Raw genomic sequence first — 23,399 nt, 5'->3', positions numbered from 1 at the left:
GAATTACAGGAGGAGGGTGAATTAGCCTCAATAAGAATAAGATTATCCTAACTTGAGTCGATGGCTGAAGCAAAATCTTATGTGGACTTGAGAAATACTAAAGGAATTCTACTTGCAGAATCTTTAAAATTGGGACAAAAAGCTAAAACGGAGGAAAGGGCTCTTGAATATTAGGAATATATGCAAGAATGATCTGGCACTGCGAAAATTATGGCCATATAAAACAAAGCATTTTAAGCAGGCTTCATCTGAGATCCCTATACCTTGATCAAGCCTTTTTAAAAATAAGGGTCTTTTAATGGCCAGGCGGCATATTGAAAATTATAAGCCAGCAACTTCACCTCTTTAGCTTTTTTATTTGCTGAAAAATTTCCGAAAACGGTACAGACTATTGTTATTAGAAAATAATTTGCGCGGGTTTTCGTAATTAGACTACCCTTATTGAATCTTTACATCCCGGATAATGAAGCAGTTTTTTATCTTCTTATTGCTTACAACTTTTTTCCTTCCTGAAATTTTAGCCCAATTTAATGTGAGAGGTGATGCGGTAGCCACCACAGCGGTATGCGCGGCTATTACCCCCAATCAGACTAATCGGGAAGGAGCCGTTTGGAGTCAGACGCCTCTGGATTTTAACCAGCCTTTCGAACTCTATAATAGAGTCTCCTTTGGAACACGAAATGGAAATGGGGCAGATGGTATCGCGCTGGTATTCCAAATTTCAGGCCCATTAACCAATCCTTCCCCCTTAGGAGGAGGCTCATTGAGTTATGCCGGCATGATTCCTTCCCTCGCTATAGAAATGGATACCTGGTCTAATGGAGGTTCCAATGATCCCGGACCGGATCACTTAGCGATTATGAGAGATGGAATCAATGATCATAATACCGCCAACAATCTCGCAGGGCCTGTACCCATCATGCCTGGTTCTGCCAATATAGAAGATGGCAACTTTCATGATGTCAAAGTGAGTTGGGATCCTGGAACGCAATTATTGCAAGTCTTCATTGATTGTGGACCTGTGAGCTTGAGTTATACCGGAGATATAGTAAATACAATTTTCGGTGGGACCAATCTTGTAACCTGGGGGTTTACAGCAGCTACAGGATCTGCAGGTCGAAATGCACACAATATGTGCTTTGAGGATCTGATCATTCCTGTTCGAGATACGCTTTTCCTATGTGAAGGCAATCCCGTTCCTTTAGCAGCTAGTCCAGGGGTATCCTTTAGCTGGACTCCGACAACGGGTCTTTCTGATCCTAACATTCAGAACCCCATAGCAAATCCAAGCACGACTACTACATATGTCGCAACGGTAACGGATAATTGTGGGCTTACTTTCACCGATACCATCCGAGTAGAAGTTACTCCTGCTGCAGAACTTCAGCTAGATTTGGGAGCAGATACTACCCTTTGTCCCGGGCAAAGTATTCTTTTGGATGCTTACAGACCTGGACCTACTTATCTTTGGCAGGATGGCCTGACTGATAGTGCCCGAGTCCTAAGTGTGGGAGGCCTTTATTGGGTTGAGTTGACCAATGGTTGCGGAAGCAATAGAGATTCTATTGTGGTTACAAGCGAAGTAAATCCATTGGTGGACTTTGGAAATGATACTACTTTATGTGGTACAGCGACCTTGAACCTGGATGCAACTAATAGTAATGCCAGTTATCAATGGCAGGATGCTTCCACTTTCCCTCAGTTTCAAGTTACGATGCCCGGAGTCTACTGGGCTACGGCAACAAATTTTTGTGGAACAGATACAGACAGTATTAGCGTAGATTACCAACCCATTCCTCCAACTGATCTCTTTAATGCCACCGATACAACCCTTTGTGGTACAGCCACCCTCGATCTTGACGTAAGTCTTCAAGGGGCAACTTATCTCTGGCAAGACAATTCGACCCTTCCCACATTTTCAATAAGTTCTTCCGGTTTATACTGGGTAGAAGTAAGTAATGCCTGTGGGACTGTCAGGGATTCAATCAATGTGAATTATGATTTGAGGCCAGATATATTTTTGGGGAATGATACTACTCTTTGTACCGGAACTACGCGTGTACTAGATGCGAGTTGGACCCCTGCTTCTACCTATCAGTGGCAGGACGGTTCCACTAATTCGACCTTTCAGGTCAATAATAGTGGAGAGTATTGGGTCAGAGTCAGTAATTTCTGTGGAACAGATATAGATACAGTTGAAATCAATTTTGTAGATCCGCCACCCGTGATAAACCTCGGGAATGATACAACCCTCTGTCAGGGAGATACCCTGGATTTGGCAACAAATGCTACTGGAATAGATCACCTTTGGCAGGATGGTTCTACCTTAACAAGCTATAGGGTACTTTCATCTGGGACTTACTGGGTAGCAGTCAGCAATAGTTGCGGAGTAAATGCTGATACAATAGAAGCTACCTTCAATCCATTACCACAAATTTTCCTGGGAAATGATACCTTATTATGTGAGGGAGAAACGATTACCCTGGATGCCACCTGGCCAGGTGCTACTTATATCTGGGATGATGGTTTTATAGGACCTGTCAGGACGATCACTCAGCCTGCTGGTTATGTAGTATCAGTAAGCAATGCTTGTGGAGCTGTAGATGCAGGGATTGTCGTCGATTTCCAGGCGGTACCTCAGCCTTTCGACTTTGGGCAGGATGTTACCTTATGTGCGGGAGATACGCTTTTATTGGAAAGCACTCAGGCCGGCTTTGAATACTTCTGGCAGGATGGCTCAGATGAAATGAGTTTTGTGGTTCGTTCTCCCGGAGCTTATTCCCTTCAGGTCTTTAATGATTGTGCCATAGAAACAGATGAAATTTTTGTAGCCTATCAGGATCTACCAGTGGTAGACCTCGGCGCAGATCAATTGCTTTGCGAAGAAGATTTAGGGCAATTGAGGTTGGAGGTGAAACCTTCTCCGGGTCAAACCTATCTATGGCAGGATGGAAGTTCCGATCCCTTTTATCTGGTTCAACAAGGCGGTTTGATTACGCTGGAAGTTAGCAACAATTGTGGGGTGAGTGCGGACTCTGTGGTTGTATTCACCGAAATTTGTAACTGCATCGTGAACGTTCCTTCTGCCTTTAGCCCAAATTTTGATGGGGTAAATGACCTTTTCAAAGCTGAAACATTCTGTAATCTGCAAGAGGCACGATTAAAGATATTCGATCGATGGGGAGTACTGGTTTTTGAAACCGACAATCCCGATCAGGCCTGGGACGGAAGCTGTAATAATGGCCTTTGTATGGAAGGTGTTTATGTCTGGGTATATGAATACGTCTTTCCCGATAGAAATAATGAGCCAGTCAGAACCCAGAAATCGGGTACCCTGACCCTGATTAAATAATTTTATCAGATAAAGCTGAAATTTGGGATTGATTACTGCTTTCCCTTATTTCAGCTTTATGAATTTCAAAACACTCCTCTACGGAATATTTCTTTCCACTGCCTTATCCGCATGTTTTAGTGTAAATCGTCCGGAAGAAAAGCTGGATACCCTCCCTCTGGACCAAATCAAGCTACCCGATGGATTTGAAATATCCATTTTTGCCGAAGGGGTAGAAAATGCCCGTTCTATGGTTCGCGGAGATGAAGGAACCCTCTTTGTGGGAAGTAGGGGAGCCGGGAAAGTTTATGCGATCAAAGATACAGATGGAGATTTTAAGGCCGAAGAAGTGATCGTATTGGCGGAGGGATTGAATACGCCAAATGGAGTGGCGTATAAAGATGGGAATCTATATGTTGCCGAAATCGATAAGATCTGGCGCTATGATGATATTGAAAATAATCTTTCGGCCCCCAATAAAACCCTCCTGGATGATCAATTCCCCGATGATGCCTGGCATGGCTGGAAATACATTGCTTTCGGTCCGGATGATAAGCTCTATGTTCCGGTAGGCGCTCCCTGTAATGTATGCGAAAAAGAGGATGAGAGATATGCGACCATCATGCGTATGAATATAGATGGGTCGGAGAAAGAAGTATTTGCTCAGGGGGTGAGGAATTCAGTGGGCTTTGACTGGCATCCGGAAAACAAAGAACTATGGTTCACGAATAATGGCCGCGATATGTTGGGCGATGATGTTCCGCATGATGAACTCAATCATGCGCCGCGAAAAGGTATGCATTTTGGTTTTCCTTATTGCCATGAAGGGACTTTGCCTGATCCTCGTTTTGGCAAAAAACGAGAGTGTAATGAATTTACAGCACCGGCTCAAAGATTGCTGCCTCATACTGCAGCTCTGGGAATGAAATTCTATACGGGCTCTCAGTTCCCCGAAGATTTTAAACATGACATCCTTATTGCGGAGCATGGTTCCTGGAATCGGACTCAACCGCAGGGTTATCGAATTTCCCGGGTGAAGCTGGAGGGAGATCGAGCAGTCAGTTATGAAGCTTTTGCGGAGGGATGGTTAGGGGAAAGCAAGGCCTGGGGAAGGCCTGTAGATATAATCCAGTTGCCAGATGGTTCGCTTCTGGTCTCGGATGATTTTGCTGATGTGATTTATAGAATCAGTTATCGGGCTGTTTAGGTTCCTGGGTTTCTTTGGGCTTTTTCTTTTTCTTATTAAAGTCGTTCATCGTCCGGCCTATTCCTATGCTTACATAGGATAGAATGCCTTTACAGGCCTTTTCCAGAAGCTCAGGTAACTGATCAAATTCTTCATCTGTAAATGGAGAAAGTACATAATCTACCTGTTGACCTTTGAGGTATTCATTTCCTATTCCCATTCTGATCCGTGCATAATTATTGGTCCCTAAGACCTGATCGATATGCTTGAATCCATTGTGCCCGCCATGAGAACCTTTCGCCCGCATCCTTATTGTGCCAAATGGAAGATTGAGGTCATCCGTAACAATCATGATTCGCTCCAGGGGAATCTTCTCCTGGTCCATATAGTATTTCACAGCCTTTCCACTCAAATTCATAAAAGTAGTAGGCATGACCAGGACTAACCTTCTCCCTCTGTACTTAGCTGTAACGGTATAGGCGTGACGACTTAGCTCAGGAGTCACTTTGAGTTTTTCAGCCAAATGGTCCAAAACCATGAAACCGATATTGTGGCGAGTATCCACATATTCACTTCCAATATTTCCTAAACCTGCAATGAGGTATTTCATATCCTATTATATGGAAATTGCCAATTCCTTTTTGAGGAATTGGCAAAATGTATATGTTTTGATATTGAATATCCTATTCTTCTGCTGCAGCTTCCTCTCCACCTTCTGCGGCGACTTCTTCTCCATCTTCTCCTACAGCACCTGCGCTTCTCAGTGCACGTGGAATCTCTACGCTTGCAACTCCTGCTGTTTGTGGGGTTACAATGTTAAGACCTGTAATATTTGCATCAGCAATCTTGATAGTATGTCCCAATTCAAGTGAGCTTACATCAATCTCTACTTTATCTGGAAGCTGAGAAGGAATGCCTTTTACCTGAATCTTTCTAAGCTTGGTAAGCAATTTACCCCCTTTACCAACTCCTAATGGTTTTCCAACCAAAGAAACAGGAAGAGAAACGATTACCGGCTTGTCTTCAGATACGCTGAGCATTTCAACGTGCAGGATTTTTTCAGTTACCGGGTGGTAATCTGCATCCCTTACGATGGTGCTTACTTTCTCTCCTTCTACATCAAGATTTACGATATAGGTTTCAGGAGTATAGAGAACGGTTTTGAGTTCTTTATAGTCAAAGAAGACATGCGTAGCCTCACTGTTGTTATATACAACACCAGGTACTTTGCCCTCTCTGCGCATATGCTTTGAACTAGCTTTACCTGTATCAGGTCTTTTAAATGCTTTTAGCTCCGTGCTTTTCATCACTTTTACTTTAGGAACAATGAACTGATAGATTCATTGTTATGTATTTTTCTGAAAGCTTTCCCGAAGATTGGAGCAACGCTCAAAACCCTCAGTTTGCTTATGTTTTTATCTTTATCTAAAGGAATGGTATCTGTAACTGCCAATTCCTTCAATTTTGAATTTTGTATTCTTTCGTAGGCGGGACCCGAAAGTACCGCATGGGTGGCAATCGCTCTAACAGAAAGTGCTCCTTCATCGAGCAATACTTCTGCTGCTTTACAGAGGGTGCCAGCCGTATCTACCAAATCGTCGATCAGGATGATATTCTTTCCTTTAGCATCCCCGATTACTTGCATAGAAGCAACTTCATTTGGCTTGAGCCTGTGCTTATCGCAAATGATCAGTTCTGCAGAAAGATGTTTAGCATATCTTCTGGCCCTTGCCGAACCTCCTATATCTGGAGAGGCGATACAAAGATTCTCTAAATTGAGACTCTCTATATAAGGGATGAAAACTGCTGTACCATCCAAATGATCAACCGGTATATCAAAGAAACCTTGTATCTGTCCAGCATGTAGGTCCATCGTCACAACTCTGTCTGCTCCTACTGCCGTTAATACATTGGCCACTAATTTTGCACCTACCGATACACGGGATTTGAACTTTCTATCCTGCCTTGCATATCCATAGTAGGGAATAACTACTATGATTTGATTTGCAGAGGCGCGTTTAGCTGCATCTATCAGGAGGAACAACTCCATGAGATTATCAGCGGGTGCGAAGGTAGACTGCACAATAAAAATATCAGACCCTCTGATAGACTCCTCGTAGTAAACTTGCATCTCTCCATCACTGAAGGTTAAGAGTTCAATTTCACCGAGAGGAGATCCAAAAAAGTCTGATATTTTCTCTGCTAAATCTTCCGATGCAGAGCCCGAAAATATTTTAATCGGTGATGACATAGTGTCTTGTTGACCCGGGAGGACTCGAACCCCCAATATCTGGACCAAAACCAGGTGTGTTACCAATTACACCACGGGTCATTGTCAAATATCTCTCAATTGGCTTGCAAAGGTATACTATTCTTTTTTTTCTATCAAATGTCTGTCAACTTTTTTTTACATTTTGTCCTAATTTTTTTCAAATCCTCTGATAAAAAGGAACATGCGATATAAAAGTCCGCCTTCTGAGCTCTTTATTAAGAACCGAAAAGCCTTTGCAGGTAAAATGGAGTCTCACTGCATTGCCATCTTTCATGCCAATGATCTTTATCCCAGCAATGGGGATGCAAACTACAAATTTGTTCAAAATAATAACCTCTATTACCTCACAGGTTTGGATCAGGAAGAGGTGATTCTTGTGCTCTTTCCCGATGCACCAGAAGAACGCTTTAGAGAGATGCTATTTATCAAGGCTACCAATAAGCATATACAGGTATGGGAAGGCTGGAAATATTCAAAGAAAGAAGCACGAGCTGTCTCCGGAATTGAAACGGTTTATTTCTTTAAGGATTTTGAAAATGTCATCTCCCGGCTTTTGTACCATTTCTCCGGGATTTACCTGGATATCAATGAGCATAGTCGATTGAATACCTTTGTACCTAGTGCTGCCCATCGACTCGCCGAAAAATTTCGACAGACTTATCCAACGCATCAACTTCATCGGGCAGCTCCTATCATGGAAGATTTGCGGGTGATAAAGAAGGAAGCAGAAATTGAAATGCTGGAAAAAGCAGTCTCTATTACGGGGGATGCTTTTCATCGGGTTCTGGGATTTGTGGAGGCTGGCCAATACGAATATGAAATAGAAGCTGAAATTCTCCATGAGTTTATACGACAGGGGGCTTCAGGAACCGCCTTTGATACTATCGTAGCTTCCGGTAAGGATTCTTGTGTCCTGCATTATATCCATAATGATAAAGAAGTGAAAGATGGAGATCTTATTCTGATAGATATGGGCGCCCGATATGGAAATTATTGTGCAGACATGACAAGGACTATCCCGGTAAATGGACGCTTTTCCACTCGCCAAAGAGATATTTATAAGGGAACCCTGGCCATCCTGAAATTTGCAACTTCTCAATTGGTGGTAGGAAATACCTTTGAGAACTACAATAAAGAAGTAGGGAAGTTTATTACGGAGCAGTGTATTGAGCTGGGTTTGTTGAAAAAGGAAGATTTGGCGAAAGAAGATGCAAACGATCCACAGGCATATCGCAAGTATTGTATGCATGGTATCTCGCACTTTCTGGGCTTGGATACACATGATGTAGGGAGCAAGTATCAGTCTTTCAAGGCAGGCATGCTGCTCACTTGTGAGCCAGGACTCTATATCCCGGAGGAAAATATCGGCATCAGATTGGAAAATGATATTCTGATCAGTGAAGAAGGACCGATAAATCTAATGAAGGATATCCTCCTGGAGGCGGAAGAAGTAGAAGAAGCCATGGCAAAGAATCGGACCATAAAGTGATTTTTATACCAAAATAATTACCCTGTTAGACAAGAATGCGCTTTTCTTGCGTTAATAAAGACATTATTCCTATTTTACCACACATAAATACAAGCCAATCTTTATGAATCATCTCCGCAAACTTTTAATTGGGGTTCTTTTTCTGTCTCCTTTATTCATGGGCTTCGCTTCCAGTGAGTTGCGTATGCCTGCTGAAACACCTCCTGACTATTGCAAATTGATGGGAGCTGTCTATGTCGAAAATGTGGCTGCTTTTGCCAATTATCGCGTTTTTGTTGAGGACATTGAATCTTTTGCGGATATGGTGGTATTCAAGGAAGATTCCGAAGGTTTTGCAAATGAGGCCGGCCACTGGTATTTCACAGATGTCAGAGGCTTTGCAGATTTTACGATTTATGTAGAAGATGTAAAGGGCTTTGCAGACTTTAGTATTGCCTACACGGAATTTCGTACAACGGTAGGTTGCCAGTAACATTTCTTTATTTTCCTTTCATTTCATCAATGTCATTGCCTATAGCCAGAGCTTTACCCCATTTTTATTGATAAAGTTTAAAGCTCGAATTTGAAGACGAACTTAACAGAAGTCGCCATCGAGATCGATCCCACTCAAGTTGAAGTGGCGATTGCCTGGCTCTCTATGGTGGGGTTTCAGGCATTTGAGGAAACTCAAAAAGGGGTGAAGGCCTATATCGATAGTCCCGATTTTGATCAGGAGGCTATGATGGAGGCATTATCCTCATTGGATCGGGAGTCTTTTTCTATTTCTATAAAGGAAATTGCTCCTCGAAACTGGAACGAAGAATGGGAAGCATCCTGGGAAAATGTAGAGATAGATGATTTCTGCCAAATCATCCCTTCCTTCAGAAAAGCAGATGATTCCTTTACTCATACAGTAGTAGTCGATCCTAAAATGGCCTTTGGAACCGGACACCACGAAACTACCCGATCAGTGATCAGATTGATGAAAGCGGAAGACATGAAAGGAAAACATATCCTGGATATGGGCTGTGGAACGGGTATACTGGGTATTCTTGCCTTAAAGATGGGAGCTAGCTCGGTTTTTGCCATAGATATAGACCCCTGGAGTGTGGAAAATACCCAGCAAAACACTCAATTGAATGAAGCAGAGGGCATCGAGGTTATAGAAGGGATTGCGAAAGATATTCCCACTGAGGAATATGACCTCATTTTCGCCAACATCAATAAAAATGTCTTGCTGCAAGATATTCCTGTTTATGCAGGTCATCTGAAAGAAAATGGAAAACTTTTCCTGAGTGGTTTTTACACCCAGGATGAAATAGAAATAAAAGAATTATCAAAAGAGCAGGGGCTGACTTTTTCTTCTCGGGTGGAGGAGAATAATTGGGTCGCTGCAGCTTTTACAAAATAGTTGCTTCTTTAGAAAGATTGATATGAAAGTATTTGCTAAGATCAGCACTTTTGTCAGCCTTGTTCTCCTGGGGCAGGGGCTATTTGCCCAGGGGGTTGATTTCTTCTCTACAGATCCGGATGAGTTTCTGAAAGAGTTTACCAAAACCCTTAATCAGGAAAATACCGAGATTTCCCTCAAAGCCAGTACAGAGCTTAATAATCTCTGGACCGGAGGTCAGATGTCAGATTTGGAGAAACCTGAATTTATTGAGGTTATCAATAAACTGGTGGATAAGCGAATGAGAACTTCGCCCGATTTGGCCAATTTTACCTTGCTTTATGGGCATTTTAAACGACAGGATACGCGGATAAAAATTCCGCTGGCCAATTTCCTTGAGGTTACAGGGGAATCAGTCAAGACGATTAAGAAAGATCAGCTGAGTAAATTTTTCAGAGGACTTCTAGAGTTTATTCCTGAAGGCTATTTGCTGAAAAAAGGAATTTTCCACTGGCAAGTAAGTCAGGAAGATCCTTTGCTAACCATCATTAATGTAGCAGATGAAAACGGGAATTATACCTTCCCGGTGGTTCGTTTTTCAGAGACAGACCTTGTTTATCAATCTTTCAGACCCAAAGACAGCACCCATATATATGCTACTAAGGGAGACTATAATCTATTGGGAAAGACTTTTATTGGAGAAAAGGGACGTGTTGACTGGTCTAAATTGGGACTGGATAAGGAAGATGTTTATTGTGAATTCGGCAAGTACAAGATCAATGCAAACTTTGGTCTGGTTAAAGTAGATACCGTTCAGTTTTATTACAAAAGTATGATTGACGGGTATCTGGTCGGAAAATTTGAAGATAGAAACGTAGGATTCAAAAGTTTAAAGAAGGCCAATTATCCCTACTTCAAAAGCCATGGAGGAGGAGTTGTGATTGATAAACTCATTCCAAACCTTCGATACGAAGGAGGATTTTCTCTTCAGGGAGTGAGAAGGCTGGGGACTTCCTATGATTTGTTGGAAGAGGTTCCGATCAAGAAAAGCAATACAGGCAATCCTGAAATTGACAGTTGGTATAATGGCATTTCGTCTTCTGAACTGAGTGAAGATGAAAAGAAAGATGACGAATGGGGAGAGGATCAATGGGATTATGAAGAAGCCCAGACTTCCTCCTTTGAATCGGATGATACCAATTGGGATACAGATGAGTGGGGTACAGAGGAAGAGGAACTACAGGCAACCACTGAAATGGTCCTAAACCATATCAAAGCCAAAATGGATATCCTCCGTCAGGGAGATCCTGTAATTATGCTGCAAGGAGAGACTTTTGTGCTGGATGAGGTAAGAATGGTTGGGAAAAATCTCGAGACCATCATCAAAACTTCTGACCAGGACAGTATCTACCATCCAGGTATGGATGCCCTTTACTCTGCCAAAGATACCCTGGTTACCCTCAAAAAATCCAATGTAGGAACCTATCGGAGTGTACCTTTCGCCAGCTCCTACCACGAATACTTTCTCTACTTTGAGACCATTGTTTGGGACCTGAATACAGACGAACTTCAATTTACCGCCTTTATCGACCGGGAAAACAAAGTCTCAGCAATCGAGTCCTTTGACTACTTTACCCGCTCCCGCTTCAATCAGTTTAAAAACATTCTGAAGTTCAACCCGATTGGAGCCATACACAGATATAAAAGTAAAAACCCGGATATGCCGATCTTCCCGCAGGCCATCTTATCTGATCCTGCCTATCGTTCGGCCAAAGCAGACCTGACAGCTTTCAAACGATCGCTTCCTGGTCTGGAAGGTTCCGGATTTATCAAATACAATAAAAAGACCCAGGAGATTACGCCTCTGCCCAAGTTGACCAACTGGGCCCTGGCTGCAAGAAAGAAGAAAGACTTTGATGCCATCCAGATCATATCCAAAGTGGATAGCGGGGCTCATGCCTCGATGAATCTGGAAGATATGGACATCCGGATGAGAGGGGTTAATATTTTCTCCTTGAGTGATTCGGTCTTCCTGCGTGTGCTCCCATTAGAAGGAGAAGTGGCTGTTCAGAAAGATCGGAATCTTCAATTCGGAGGACTGGTGGCAAGTGGAAACATCAACTTTTATTCAAGTGATGTAGACCGTCCCAGCTTTACCTTTGATTATGAAAGTTATAAGATAGCCTGTGATTCGATCGATTCCCTTCGATTCGTTCTGGTGCGAAACCCGCCCCCGGGCTATGAACCTACGCCTTTTGAAAAAGCCCTGGACAATACTGTCTTTGAAGGAATCACGGGAGCCATACACGTAGATGACCCCAACAACAAATCCGGGGAGAAAGACTACAAACAGTTTCCAGTATTTGACTCCTATTCCCGATCTTATCTGTACTGGGAAAAACCTCATATTGAGGGGGGAGTTTATGAAAAGGATAAAATGAACTTTTCACTGGACCCTTTTGTCTTGCCGGGCATAGAAAATCTTCAAGCGGAGGACCTGATATTTGAGGGAGAATTCTTCTCTTCAGAGATATTCCCCAAATTCAGGCAGACCCTACAGGTTATGCCTGACTTTACCCTGGGCTTCAAGGCAGAAACGCCTCCGAGGGGCTATCGGATTTATGAGGATAAAGGAAAGTTCACCAATGAAATAACCCTGGATGGAAATGGATTGCAGGGCAATGGTACCATAGAGTTTTTAGGAACAGTTGCCCAAAGTGATTCTTTTGTTTTCCATTTTGACTCTGTGATGGCCGTGGTCAATAACTTTGACATGCGGCGAGGATTCCGTGGAGGTGTCTATTTCCCGAAAGTAGGTGCGCCCAAAGCCCTATATACCTGGTATACGAAAGAAAATGCCCTGGGCATCACTTCTCAGGAAGAAGCTATATCTGTATTTGATGGGCAGGCAGAGTTTACGGGAACCCTTAAAATCACCGAGCAGGGAATGATCGGAAATGGTGAGATTGTTCTGGGGGAAATAAAAGTTCGTGGTGATAGCATCATTTTCAATGATATGGACTTCAACGTAGAAGGGGATTTCATAGTGCTGGATGTTGATGATCCTGAGTATACTCACTTCATAGCAGAAGATGTATTTGTGAAATATGATGTCTACCGTCATAAATCTGGTTTCGAGGCCAAGAAAGTGGGTAAACAACTGGCCAAATTCCCAGGACATGAGTATGCAACCTCCCTGGCAAAAGGAGAATACCAACGTTCAACACGCGATCTGAAACTTGTAGGATTGAGTTCTTATCTAAAGGATAATTATTTTGTAGCTACTGCCGCGGAAAAGGATAGCCTGAGATTTAAGGCTGAAGATGCTCAGTACGATATTGAAGACGGAAGAATCGACATCAATGGGGTTCCATACATCTTCGTTGCTGATGCGATGATCACCCCGGAAGATAAAAAAGTGATTTTGGAAGAAGGTGGGGATATGAAAATCCTGACCAATGCATTGGTAGAGGCAGATCAGGAATCCAAATACCACAAAATCTACGAAGCCAATGTGCGGATCATGAGCCGCAACAAATATACAGGTGGAGGTAAATACGATTACATCGAAGTCAATGGAAAGAAACAATACATAGACTTTAGTAATATTGATGTAAACTCAGATACCACCACTACTGCTTCCGGAGATATCACCGAGACCGATGGATTCTACCTCACAGAAAGAATCTTCTTTAAAGGAAAGGCCTCTCTGGATGCTTCACAGAAATTCCTCACCTTCGAGGGAGAAGTGAAGATCGAATCTGAAAACCCTGTGTTTAAAGGTGCATGGTTCACTTTCGAAAAGACCCTGGTGAATCCGGATTCAGTATTTATCCCGATTGCAGATGACCTTACCAATGACCTGGATGAGGTGCTGACCGTAGGATTGAATTTTGTTCCTGAAAACAGAATCTTTTACTCCAATTTCCTGCAAGCGAAAGAAGCAGAAGATGACATAGAAGTATTGACAGCTTCTGGAGGTCTGACTTTCGACAGAAGAAAGAAAGAATTCAGGATCGGGCAGGAGCAGAAACTTAAGAACCAGACTTACAAAGGTTCTACTGTGAGTTTCAATGATGCCCAGAATACGATCACTTCTCAGGGCTTCCTGAACTTCCCATTTGATTTTGCAGATAAAACGATCTCAGTGAAAATGGCAGGTTTGTGGAAAGAGGATATGAAGAAACGTCAGCTGTCTACTGATATCATCATGGGAGTTGATTTCAATGACCTGATCCCTAAGGAACAATTGGAGCATTTGGCGACCAACTTCCAATTCCTTACCACTTCAAGTAAGAATATCGATTTCCGTCAGCGGGCTTTCATCCAAAATATATCTGAATTACTGGATGAAGGGAAAGCAGGCGAAAGGGAGACCACCAAGTTCATCGCCAATACCCAAAACTCTTTGGTATATACCGATATCAAACTTGCCCAACAACTTCCATTTACGCTCTTGATGTCTGGTATAGACTTTAACTACAGCAGGGAATACAAAGCCTTGTTTAGCGATGCGGAAGTTGGTTTGGTAGGAATCAATGGGGAGGTCGTAAATAAAAAGGTGGGTGCCAAGATCGTTTACAAATTTGGTCGCATCGATGGAGTGGGTGATAAGGAGCCAGATCGCTTGACTATTTATCTGGAAGTTGACGAATTCAGCTGGGTGTACTTCCACTTCGAAGACCAGGTATTATATACGGTTGGAAGTGATTATGAAAAATACAATCGTCCCCTTCAGGAAATGATTGACAAGTCCAAGAGCAATGATGGCTTCAGATTGGAAGTTGCTCCAGAGGATGAAGTGAGCCGTTTCCGTCAGGACTTTGTCGTGAAATACATCAAATAGGTAGAGATTCTGCCGAAAAAAGATCGCTCTCTGTATGAACAGGGAGCGATTTTTTTTATGTTAAGTTATGCGCTTGTTTATTGTTTTACCTGTCCTACTATTGCTGATGAGCTGTGAGGCTCCAGAGGAGCCTTTTAAAGAGGTAGACATCCTGGCTGAGTTTGTGGGGCATTGGGAGAGATTAAATGTATTTGACGGAGAAATAGACCAGCTAATCATACTGGAAAAAGAAGGAGGGGATGTTTCTATTCAATTGTGGGGAAATTGCCTTCCTGATAAATGCGAATGGGGAAGCCGATTATTCAAGGCTTATGAACTGGAAGCTGGCCCCTTGGAGATGCTTTGGCTGGGAGAAGGACTAAAAATAAAACAAACCCTGACCTTATTGAGTAGCGGAAAAATGGAAATAATATTCGAAGAAGACCATGAAGATGATCGTCTGGATACAGTAAAAAGCTTTCTCTTTAGCCGAAACAATAGAATCAAACTATTCGACCGGATTGAACGCAAGGAAGCCTTGCGTGCGAAACTTTCCCGCGAGAAAATCCCTGCTACCCCCAATCAGGAAAATTTGCTGCTCCCTAATTCCATCCTGCTCTATCAAACCACAGCAGGTAGATATGGGAAATTGCAGATCAGAGGTAATTCAAGTATCCTTACCCTGAGATGGAAAAGCTGGAATGAGGATGGAAGCATTTTTAGGGAAGCAGACTATATGGAAACAATGCCCAATGCTTATTTTGAAATGAATCAGGGAAAAGAAGAAGAGTTGGATGCGGATTGCCGGCTTGATTTTTTATTGGAGGAAAGCGAATCCGGGGCTAGATTTCTCAATCCTCAGTGCGGAGCAAGCTTTGTTCTTTATCATTTGGGCAATTGATATTGAAAAAATTCTCTCAAGACCTTTGAACTTCTCGAAAGGAAGCATTATATTTGCCAACCGATTAAGAAAACAGGTTTCAAATAGAAATATGGCACATCATAAGTCAGCAATTAAGCGTATCCGTCAAAGTGCGAAAAGAAGGTTGAGAAACCGCTATAAGAAGACGACTATGCGCTCCATGATCAAGAAGTTGCGTGCTACTGAACAGAAAGCTGAAGCTGAAAAAATGCTGCCTTCTGTTTTGAGTAACATCGACAGAGTAGCGAAAGCCAACATCATTCATAAGAAAACCGCCTCTAACTATAAGAGCAAATTAACCAAGTTTGTAAACGGACTCGCTTAGTCCAGTTTTACCTCTCGGTTTTGGTTTTCTATTGATTACCAAGAAGATATTGCGAATGCCTGGCCTTTTGGTCGGGCATTTTGCGTTACCTTTTCTGTACTTTTTCCATGGCATTGGATAGCGCTTAGCATAGCTTGTGTTTAATTATAAAACACAATTTATGCAGACCTATCAACATCAACCTATCAGTGCCTGGGCGCTCGAGGATCGCCCGAGAGAGAAGCTTATCCAAAGGGGGATCTCTGCCCTCACCGATGCCGAATTGCTCGCCCTCATCCTGCGTACTGGTAGTCAGAAGCAATCAGCCATTCAATTGGGGAGAAGCATACTTTCAGAATTTGGAGGTCTACAGGGACTTGCAAGAGCTTCTCTTGAAGATTTGATGAAAGTAAAGGGAGTGGGTCGTGCAAAGGGAGTAAGCATTGCATCTGCATTTGAACTGGGCCGAAGGAAGGCCCTCGAATCCGGAAAGCTACTCAAACTCAATTCTGCAGAAGCTGTTCACCAATACCTGGGCCCTCAGTTGGCAGATTTGGATCATGAGGTTTTCTATGTACTCTTCCTCAATCGCAATCATGAACTTAAGTCAGAAAAGCAATTATTTGAAGGAGGGGTAAATGCAACGGTGATCGATACCCGCATTATTTTTCGGGAAGCCGTAAATCAGCTTGCCAGCTCCCTTATTCTCGTTCACAATCATCCTTCCGGTAATTTAAAACCGAGTCAGGCCGATAGAAACATTACCCTAAAGTGTAAGGAAGCCGGAAAACTCTTTGATATACCGGTTTTGGATCATGTGATCATCTCTTCGAGGGGGTATTACTCTTTCGCTAACTCGGGAGAGATGTAGGCAAGCTCTTCATTTGGGCTCAGTGGAGGGACCTAAGGCTCATGATTTACCATTCTCCTTTGGTTATATGAGAGAAGGACGAAGCCAGACATACTGAAGCCCTTCGCAAAGCCGGGCGTACACATGCTATGCGTAATTCCCAGGAAAAGGAAGGGCTTCGGTAATGAAAGCTAAGTTCCCTTAGCTGATTATTTCTTCTTCTTAGCTACCTTATAGCTGTTGTTTTTAGTAGCCTTATCCGGAATCCAGTTTTCTCCCAACTTGATCGATTTGATCTTCTGATCAAACTTTCGATTGATGGGAAAGCTTTTTGCACCATCTTTCCAGACTGCGGCTGTTTCACGAATTACCTCAGTCGTATTATCAGCAAATCTGATTGTCAGGTAAATAGGAAGCGGCAAATCACCTACATTCTCTATCACTACATTCATCTTCTTTTTCTTGACGCTTTTTACCTTCAGCTTGAGGTCTGGCATACCTGTTTCAAAAAACCAGGCTTTCCAAAACCAATCCAGGTTTTGGCCTGAAAGATCATTGAAGCTGTAGAAAAAATCATAAGGATTAGGATGTTTTCCATTCCAACGATTCATATAGCCGCGAAGGGTTTTGAGGAAAAGTTCCTCGCCCAGGAGATCGCGTAATAAATAATAGGCAGTCGCCGGATGAAAATAGGAATTTACCCCATAGGTCATGCCTTGCAGGTCTACAGATTCTGCCATGAGCGGCTCTGCAGTCGGACTTCCCGCAAAAGAAGTGAATCCCTGTACGTTCATTCCCATCGGTTTTCTGCTAAACCCTCTACTGACCATCATGTCTTCCGGAAAGAAAGAAGCCCATCCTTCATCCATCCAGGCATAGCGACGTTCATTGATCCCCATATAAAAGGGAAAATAGGTATGTGCAATTTCATGATAGGTAAGGCTAAAGGCAAAGCCGGGACTAAAAGTAGAAGCATCATTTACCATCATAGGATATTCCATCCCTCCGCCACCAAAATCACCCTGATAAATAGTCATTTTTGGATACGGATAGGCAATTCCGGGACTTCTCATAGAAAGATCATTGATGATATCTCTTGCATAGCCCGCTACCTCCGGGAAGTCTTTGGCTTTAGGTTTATAACAGGCATCAACATAAACCCTCTTTCCACTTTCATCTATTACTGAACTGGCAGCATCCCAATGGTAAAAGTTGGCCGCTGCAAAAGCGAAATCAGGGACAAAGTCTGCCTGAAATCTCCAGCTATTATATCCATCCATCCCTTTTTGAGTGATTTGCCTTCCTGCTTCATAGTCTTCTTTCCCCACGATCTGAATCACTTCATCAGAACTATGTGCATCCCGGTATTTCTGGTAGTAATCTTTGGTAAGCAGGTCTTCTGCATTTTGCAATACACCCGTAGCCCAAACCACATAGTCATCCGGTACACTGATTTCAACCTCAAAATCTCCAAAGTCATTGTAAAACTCCTGGGTACCAGTATAATCAAGGACATCCCAGCCAAACATATCATCATATACTGCTACCTGCGGAAACCAGTAAGCGATAAAGTAGGATCCTTCTCCATATTCACCCATGCGAACATGCGTTTTGGAGGGAATATGAAAACTCCAGCCAATTTCCAACTGAAGTGTGGCTCTGCTTTGAAGGGCATTTTCCAATTGGATAAACATATTGGTTCCCTTTCTGCTGACAGGAGATTGCTCCGAATTCAGCTCCAGGGTTTTGCCGTTTAGCAATATCTGTGAAATCTCCACTCCATCCGTCTGGTCTTCTTCAGCAATATTATCATCACTTTCAAAGCCCCTTTTATACATATCCTGGTAGAGTCGTAGGACAACTTGATCCAGGGCATCCGGGCTATTGTTTTGATATTTGATATTTACAGTTCCGGAGAGGGTACGGCTTGAAGGCTCTAATCGAGCTTTGATCTGATAATCAGAGCGGTTTTGAAAGTACTTGGGGCCGGGTTTTCCATCTGTAGTTCGGCTTCCCTTTTCTATGGCTTTCTGATAAACATCCGCGATAGGTAGTCCGCTTTCCTGGGCCTGCAATTGCATTCCTGAAAGAAGTGCAATACATGCCAGGAGCATTATATTACGTAGCATGAATTAGAATTACTTGAATATAGAATTTCCAATAAAGACCAAATGTACAAATATCCCGTGTTCGGAAACAAAATGATCTGCGAACGGTCATATTATATGGGCGAGGAAATAGGGGATGAAAAGCCGTATTTGCGAATTCTCTCCCGTATGGCGAAATTGTGGCTGGAATGAAAAGACAGGGATTAGGAATCTCTCAATTTTATGAAAGAATTTTTAGACCCTTCCGATTTTTTCTCGTCTTTTCCTTTAGGCTGTAACGAAAGCTGCTGGAATAGTGTCAAGAATTTGGGTAATTTGTAATTCCAGCAGATTGAAGCTGAAAGATTGAATTAAATACAAACCTAATTATAGAAATAGAAATTAAATTTATCGATCATGAATAAATCTAGAGTCGTGTCAACGGCAGTAATGGTATTCTTTGGATTCATGCTGCTATTGTTCCTTACCTCAGGAGCATTTGTAACTATCGAAGCAGGAGAAAGAGGTGTCCTGTTTAAGAAATTTGGAGGAGGATTGGATAAGGAAACTGTTTATGATCAGGGTTTCCATGTCATCGCTCCCTGGAATACGATGTACGTGTATGACGTAAGGGAGATGATCAAGGAAGAAGAAATGAATGTTCTTTCTGCAGACGGCCTTGCCATTGATATCGATGTTTCTGTTCGTTTCCGTCCGGTACAGGATAAAATTGGATTTCTCCATGAAGAAATAGGTAGAAATTATGGACAAACCATTATTGCTGACCTTACCCGCTCTACAGTTCGTAGGGTTGTAGGACGCTATACGCCAGAAGAGCTTTATAGAAATAAGCGTGAAGAAATTGAAGACCTGATCAAAACAAATCTTTCAGCTTCACTGGCGGAGAAAAACATCATTTTGGAATCAGCTCTTTTGCGAAATATTGATCTCCCTGACCAAATCAAAAATGCCATTCAGGATAAACTGAAGGCAAAAGAGATGGCTGATAAGATCGACTTTGAGATCGAACGTCAAAAGAAAGAATCAGAAAGGATTTTGATTGAGGCACAAGCCAAGTCTGATGCAAACCGTATTCTAAGTGCGAGTTTGACAGATAAAATCCTGAGAGAAAAAGGAATCCAGGCTACCCTGGAACTGGCCAAGTCTCAAGGAGCCAAAACCATTATCGTTGGAAGTGGTGATAATGGCCTTCCCTTGATCTTGGGAGGAAACTAAAAAAAGCTCATATGAGCAAAACGGGACAGGAGAGTATCTTGTCCCGTTTTTTTTCGTCCAAAAATCGACAAAGAAAAGCTGATTCCTATCTGTGCAAGTTCTATAAAGAAATCGGGGCTGTATTTCCTAAAGGGATAAATTTCTTTGTCAGGCAAAATAGACTTTTTAAGAGGAAAAAATTACCACTCATACTTTTGAGAGGCTTTCCTCAAAACTGAAAAGCTACTTTGCAAGAAGTTTGGACGGAATAAATGGTACCTTTTAATACTCCACATTGGATCACTAAGCATAATCTCGAGGCGAAGATGCCGGAAGATTTGAGCAAAGATCGCCTCTCCCATATCAGGAAAGGCCTGGAGCGCTATCAGGTCAAAAATCCTCGGGCATCTATTGTGATTCCTGCCTATAATGAAGAGCGCTTTCTCCTAAAAACGCTTTCTTCTCTTTCCGAACTAAAACTCCCGGATCAGCTTCCTACAGAATTATTGGTGGTCAATGATGCCAGCAAAGACAATACGTCTCAAATTCTTGAGGATATGGGGGTAAATGAATTGCTTTTGCCTTTCAATATGCGTCCCAAAGGAGCCCGCCAAAAAGGTTTGGAGGCAGCCAGAGGGGATGTTATCCTTCAGGCAGATGCTGATACCCTTTATCCCTTAGACTGGGGACTTTCCTATGTCCAACAGCTTGAAGATCCCTCAAATGCAGTAGCCTATGGTTCGCATTCTTTTGTGTCTGAATATGGGCGTTCGAGATTGAGTTTTTGCCTGCACGAAAGTCTGGGTAACATTCTTTACGCCATTCGCCGGAGGAAAAGGGCCTACATCAATGTGCATGGATTCAATTCTGCCTTTCGGAGAAAGGATGGTTTAGAGCATGGGAGCTATGAGCATACACCCACAGGCAGCGAGGATGGACATATGGCCTTGATGTTGATGAAAATTGGACGTCTTAAGTATTTGTCCGGTAAAGACTCGAGAGCCTGGACCAGTGATCGTCGGCTGCATGCCGATGGAGGTCTTAAGTGGGCCTTTGCCAAACGGATCAAAAAAGAAGGTTCCCGCCTTGCTGAATACCTAAGTCCCTGATTATCTTATCATATCCCCATCTTTAAAAATGAATGGCGTCCGGTCTGCCGTTCTAAGCATTTCCAGGACTTGAAATGAGCATCAGGTAATTGTAAGCCCTATCTTCTTTCAAAGATGCAATTTCTGCTTCCTTTAATTTTAGCTTTTGAAAAGGGGATTAAAACAGGACCTCTGCCTCTGCAAAATGTTGGATCAACTTTTTTACCATTGATCCTTTTAAGCCGGTATCCCTGATGTCCAGTTTTTTCAGATTATTCAATTCGAAGAGTGCATCAATTGATAACAAGGGATTTTGTTTGAGGATTACTTCTTCCAAATTCTGCATTCCCTTCAAGTCAGGAAGCTGCTCTAATTGATTTTGGGCCAAATTTAAATGAGTCAGCCCTGTCAGTTTGTCGATTCCATCCAGTTTGCGTAGATGTTTCCCTTTTAAGATGCTCAAGTGCTTTAGGTGAGGGAAATATGGCAAAACCCCATGCTCAGGGACTTTATTTGCACTCAGATGCAAAGTTTCCAGTTTGGGAAGGGAGCGGAGGCTGTTTAGGCTTTCAAATGAGATGGGGCTGATATATAGGGCTTCCAGTGATGATAAATTATTTAGCTGTCCCCAATCCATGAGACTCAATTGCTTGGCATAAAAGGTCTGTAAATCTTCCATGTTCAAAGCAAAAGATAGATCTTTCACCCTTTTGTTTCCTGAGATAGCTAGTAGCTGGAGTTTATTCAGAGTAGAGAGGGGCGAAAGGTCTTTGAGAAAATTGTGGGCAAGATTCAATCGGGTCAATTGCTGACATCCGGCAATTTCTGATATGTTCTCCAATTCATTAAAGGAAAGGTCCAGCTCTTTGAGATTATCCATGGGAGCTAGTCCTCGAGTTTCTCTAAGCAGGTTGTAGGAGAGATCAACTTGAGTGAGTGAAGCAATTAAGCCCTCCAGCTTTTGAATTTCATGGCCCGCCAGGCTCAGCTTTTTTAGATGAATGAAGGCAGAAAGCTCAGGAATTTCTTCCCACTTTTTTTCCTGTAGCGAAGAAATAAGCTCCCAATCCAGTGCTAAATCGACGATTTTTGCCGGATGGTCGAGTTTTGTGAGAATATTATCTGAAATCTTCAACCTTCAGTCGATTTGTTGTATCTTTAGTCGGAAGGAGTAATTCCTTCGCGATCAAATTTACATGCCCTATGAGTTTCTCCAAAGAAGAAAACAAGTTTGATATCGTAGAACACGAAATTCTGGAAGGAGACCAGAACCTTGCTACAGAAAGACACCTTAATCCGGAGGCTGAAATCTATGTGCCTGTTGAAGTAACAGAAACCCGCGGCAGAAGGAAAAATAGAAAGCCAAAAGTTAAAAAAATAAGGAAGAATAAGTTTGGCTGGGCATTTTTTCTCTGTTCTATGTTCTTCGGAATAGCTTTAACGGCTACCTTAGAAACCCCCTTCTTTATTATGGCAGGTATGGGTTTTGGATTCCTTTTCTTTGTAGATCCCATTTACAATAAGGTCATGGAGAAAATTGAGAATCTCTGAACCTGATCGCAAAAATACCCCACACATAATGCTATTATTTATATTGACTGTTTTGCAAAAGTCAGGGCTTTTGTATAGCAGATGATTGAGCTTATCGAATGAAGCCTTAATATTTCGATGAAAGGCGTATATTCGCAGGTCAATTAGAATCAAGTCAATATGAAGTTACTCGAAGGAAAAATTGCACTCGTAACTGGTGCCACCAGAGGAATAGGAAGAGCCATAGCGGAAGAATTCGCTGCACAGGGCGCTCAGGTAGCATTTACCTATCGCTCATCAGTCGAAAAAGCCCAGGCGCTCGAAGCAGAGTTGAAGGCAAAAGGAGTCGAGGCAAAAGGCTATCAAACCGATGCCAGTGATTTTGAAGGAATTCAGAAAACACTGGACGATGTTTTGGCAACATTTGGTCGCATAGATGTAGTGGTGAACAATGCAGGTATTACCAAAGACAACCTGCTTTTGAGAATGAATGAAGAACAATGGAATCAAGTGATTACAACGAATTTGAATTCCGTTTTCTACACGACCAAGGCCTTGCTAAGACCTATGCTTAAGCAGCGTAGTGGTTCTTTTATTAATATTAGTTCTGTAGTGGGACTTACTGGAAATGCCGGCCAAGCAAATTATGCTGCCTCTAAATCAGGTATGATCGGCTTTACGAAATCTGTGGCCAAAGAAATTGGTTCTCGCGGGATTCGTGCCAATGTTGTTGCTCCCGGATTTATAGCTACAGAAATGACCGCTGAACTACCAGAAAAAGAATTGGCCAATTGGTTGGAAGGCATACCCCTCAAAAGAGCCGGGGAGCCCAAAGACGTAGCTGATTTATGTGTGTTTCTGGCTTCAGATATGTCCTCTTATATCACCGGACAGGTATTTAATGTCGACGGGGGTATGGTGATGATGTAGG

At 42.6% G+C, this 23,399-nt stretch carries 18 protein-coding genes and 1 tRNA gene; 13 read left to right on the top strand and 6 right to left on the bottom strand.

Features of this window, described 5'->3' with window-relative positions:
- The first annotated feature begins 463 nt into the window (after nt 1-463).
- Nucleotides 464-3,352, top strand: a complete 2,889-nt coding sequence (locus tag R8P61_18790; GenBank protein MDW3649123.1) for a gliding motility-associated C-terminal domain-containing protein — start codon at nt 464-466, stop codon at nt 3,350-3,352.
- Nucleotides 3,353-3,410: 58 nt separating this feature from the next.
- Nucleotides 3,411-4,538 (top strand): sorbosone dehydrogenase family protein, encoded by a 1,128-nt coding sequence (locus R8P61_18785; GenBank protein ID MDW3649122.1) that lies wholly within the window; start codon nt 3,411-3,413, stop codon nt 4,536-4,538.
- Here the strand turns inward: R8P61_18785 and pth are convergent.
- The 4 genes from pth to R8P61_18765 form a co-directional block, all read right to left on the bottom strand.
- Nucleotides 4,519-5,127 carry an aminoacyl-tRNA hydrolase gene (gene pth / locus R8P61_18780; protein MDW3649121.1) on the bottom strand — a complete coding sequence of 203 codons (609 nt, stop codon included), beginning with the start codon at nt 5,125-5,127 and terminating at the stop codon, nt 4,519-4,521. The genes R8P61_18785 and pth overlap by 20 nt on opposite strands.
- A gap of 73 nt (nt 5,128-5,200) precedes the next feature.
- A complete protein-coding gene (locus tag R8P61_18775; GenBank protein MDW3649120.1) occupies nt 5,201-5,824 on the bottom strand; it encodes a 50S ribosomal protein L25 in 624 nt (207 codons plus the stop codon).
- 5 nt (nt 5,825-5,829) lie between these two features.
- Nucleotides 5,830-6,768, bottom strand: a complete 939-nt coding sequence (locus R8P61_18770) for a ribose-phosphate pyrophosphokinase (protein ID MDW3649119.1) — start codon at nt 6,766-6,768, stop codon at nt 5,830-5,832.
- Between the two features lie 9 nt (nt 6,769-6,777).
- Nucleotides 6,778-6,849: transfer RNA gene (locus R8P61_18765), tRNA-Gln, on the bottom strand.
- A 121-nt stretch (nt 6,850-6,970) separates the two neighbouring features.
- On the opposite strand from R8P61_18765, the gene R8P61_18760 reads away from it, so the two are divergent.
- The 7 genes from R8P61_18760 to radC all read left to right on the top strand — a co-directional run bounded on the left by R8P61_18760 (nt 6,971) and on the right by radC (nt 16,569).
- Nucleotides 6,971-8,278 (top strand): aminopeptidase P family protein, encoded by a 1,308-nt coding sequence (locus R8P61_18760; protein ID MDW3649118.1) that lies wholly within the window; start codon nt 6,971-6,973, stop codon nt 8,276-8,278.
- Nucleotides 8,279-8,381: 103 nt separating this feature from the next.
- Nucleotides 8,382-8,750, top strand: a complete 369-nt coding sequence (locus tag R8P61_18755) for a hypothetical protein (protein ID MDW3649117.1) — start codon at nt 8,382-8,384, stop codon at nt 8,748-8,750.
- Nucleotides 8,751-8,840: 90 nt separating this feature from the next.
- Nucleotides 8,841-9,668, top strand: coding sequence for a 50S ribosomal protein L11 methyltransferase (prmA, locus tag R8P61_18750; protein ID MDW3649116.1), 828 nt, complete (start codon nt 8,841-8,843; stop codon nt 9,666-9,668).
- A gap of 22 nt (nt 9,669-9,690) precedes the next feature.
- Nucleotides 9,691-14,493, top strand: a complete 4,803-nt coding sequence (locus R8P61_18745; protein ID MDW3649115.1) for a hypothetical protein — start codon at nt 9,691-9,693, stop codon at nt 14,491-14,493.
- 67 nt (nt 14,494-14,560) lie between these two features.
- Nucleotides 14,561-15,373 carry a hypothetical protein gene (locus R8P61_18740; protein ID MDW3649114.1) on the top strand — a complete coding sequence of 271 codons (813 nt, stop codon included), beginning with the start codon at nt 14,561-14,563 and terminating at the stop codon, nt 15,371-15,373.
- 91 nt (nt 15,374-15,464) lie between these two features.
- Complete coding sequence (rpsT, locus tag R8P61_18735) at nt 15,465-15,719, top strand: 30S ribosomal protein S20 (GenBank protein ID MDW3649113.1); 255 nt, start codon at nt 15,465-15,467, stop codon at nt 15,717-15,719.
- Between the two features lie 160 nt (nt 15,720-15,879).
- Nucleotides 15,880-16,569: a DNA repair protein RadC gene (radC, locus tag R8P61_18730; protein MDW3649112.1), complete on the top strand. Its 690-nt coding sequence runs from the start codon at nt 15,880-15,882 to the stop codon at nt 16,567-16,569.
- A gap of 188 nt (nt 16,570-16,757) precedes the next feature.
- Here radC and R8P61_18725 read toward each other — a convergent pair whose 3' ends face one another.
- Nucleotides 16,758-18,677, bottom strand: a complete 1,920-nt coding sequence (locus tag R8P61_18725) for a M1 family metallopeptidase (GenBank protein ID MDW3649111.1) — start codon at nt 18,675-18,677, stop codon at nt 16,758-16,760.
- Between the two features lie 375 nt (nt 18,678-19,052).
- Here R8P61_18725 and R8P61_18720 point away from each other — a divergent pair, with 375 nt between their 5' ends.
- Both R8P61_18720 and R8P61_18715 read left to right on the top strand, forming a co-directional pair.
- Entirely contained in the window at nt 19,053-19,871 is an 819-nt protein-coding gene (locus R8P61_18720) for a prohibitin family protein (protein ID MDW3649110.1), read from the top strand.
- A gap of 251 nt (nt 19,872-20,122) precedes the next feature.
- Complete coding sequence (locus R8P61_18715) at nt 20,123-20,959, top strand: glycosyltransferase family 2 protein (GenBank protein ID MDW3649109.1); 837 nt, start codon at nt 20,123-20,125, stop codon at nt 20,957-20,959.
- 157 nt (nt 20,960-21,116) lie between these two features.
- On the opposite strand, the gene R8P61_18710 is transcribed toward R8P61_18715, so the two are convergent.
- Nucleotides 21,117-22,073, bottom strand: a complete 957-nt coding sequence (locus R8P61_18710; GenBank protein MDW3649108.1) for a hypothetical protein — start codon at nt 22,071-22,073, stop codon at nt 21,117-21,119.
- 68 nt (nt 22,074-22,141) lie between these two features.
- Between R8P61_18710 and R8P61_18705 the strand changes: the two genes are divergently transcribed.
- Entirely contained in the window at nt 22,142-22,489 is a 348-nt protein-coding gene (locus R8P61_18705; protein ID MDW3649107.1) for a hypothetical protein, read from the top strand.
- Nucleotides 22,490-22,648: 159 nt separating this feature from the next.
- Nucleotides 22,649-23,398 (top strand): 3-oxoacyl-[acyl-carrier-protein] reductase, encoded by a 750-nt coding sequence (gene fabG, locus R8P61_18700; GenBank protein ID MDW3649106.1) that lies wholly within the window; start codon nt 22,649-22,651, stop codon nt 23,396-23,398.
- Nucleotide 23,399 lies beyond the last annotated feature (1 nt).

This window comes from Bacteroidia bacterium, assembly GCA_033391075.1.
Taxonomy (GTDB): domain Bacteria; phylum Bacteroidota; class Bacteroidia; order J057; family J057; genus JAWPMV01.
This window is presented reverse-complemented; position numbering and strand designations above follow the sequence as displayed.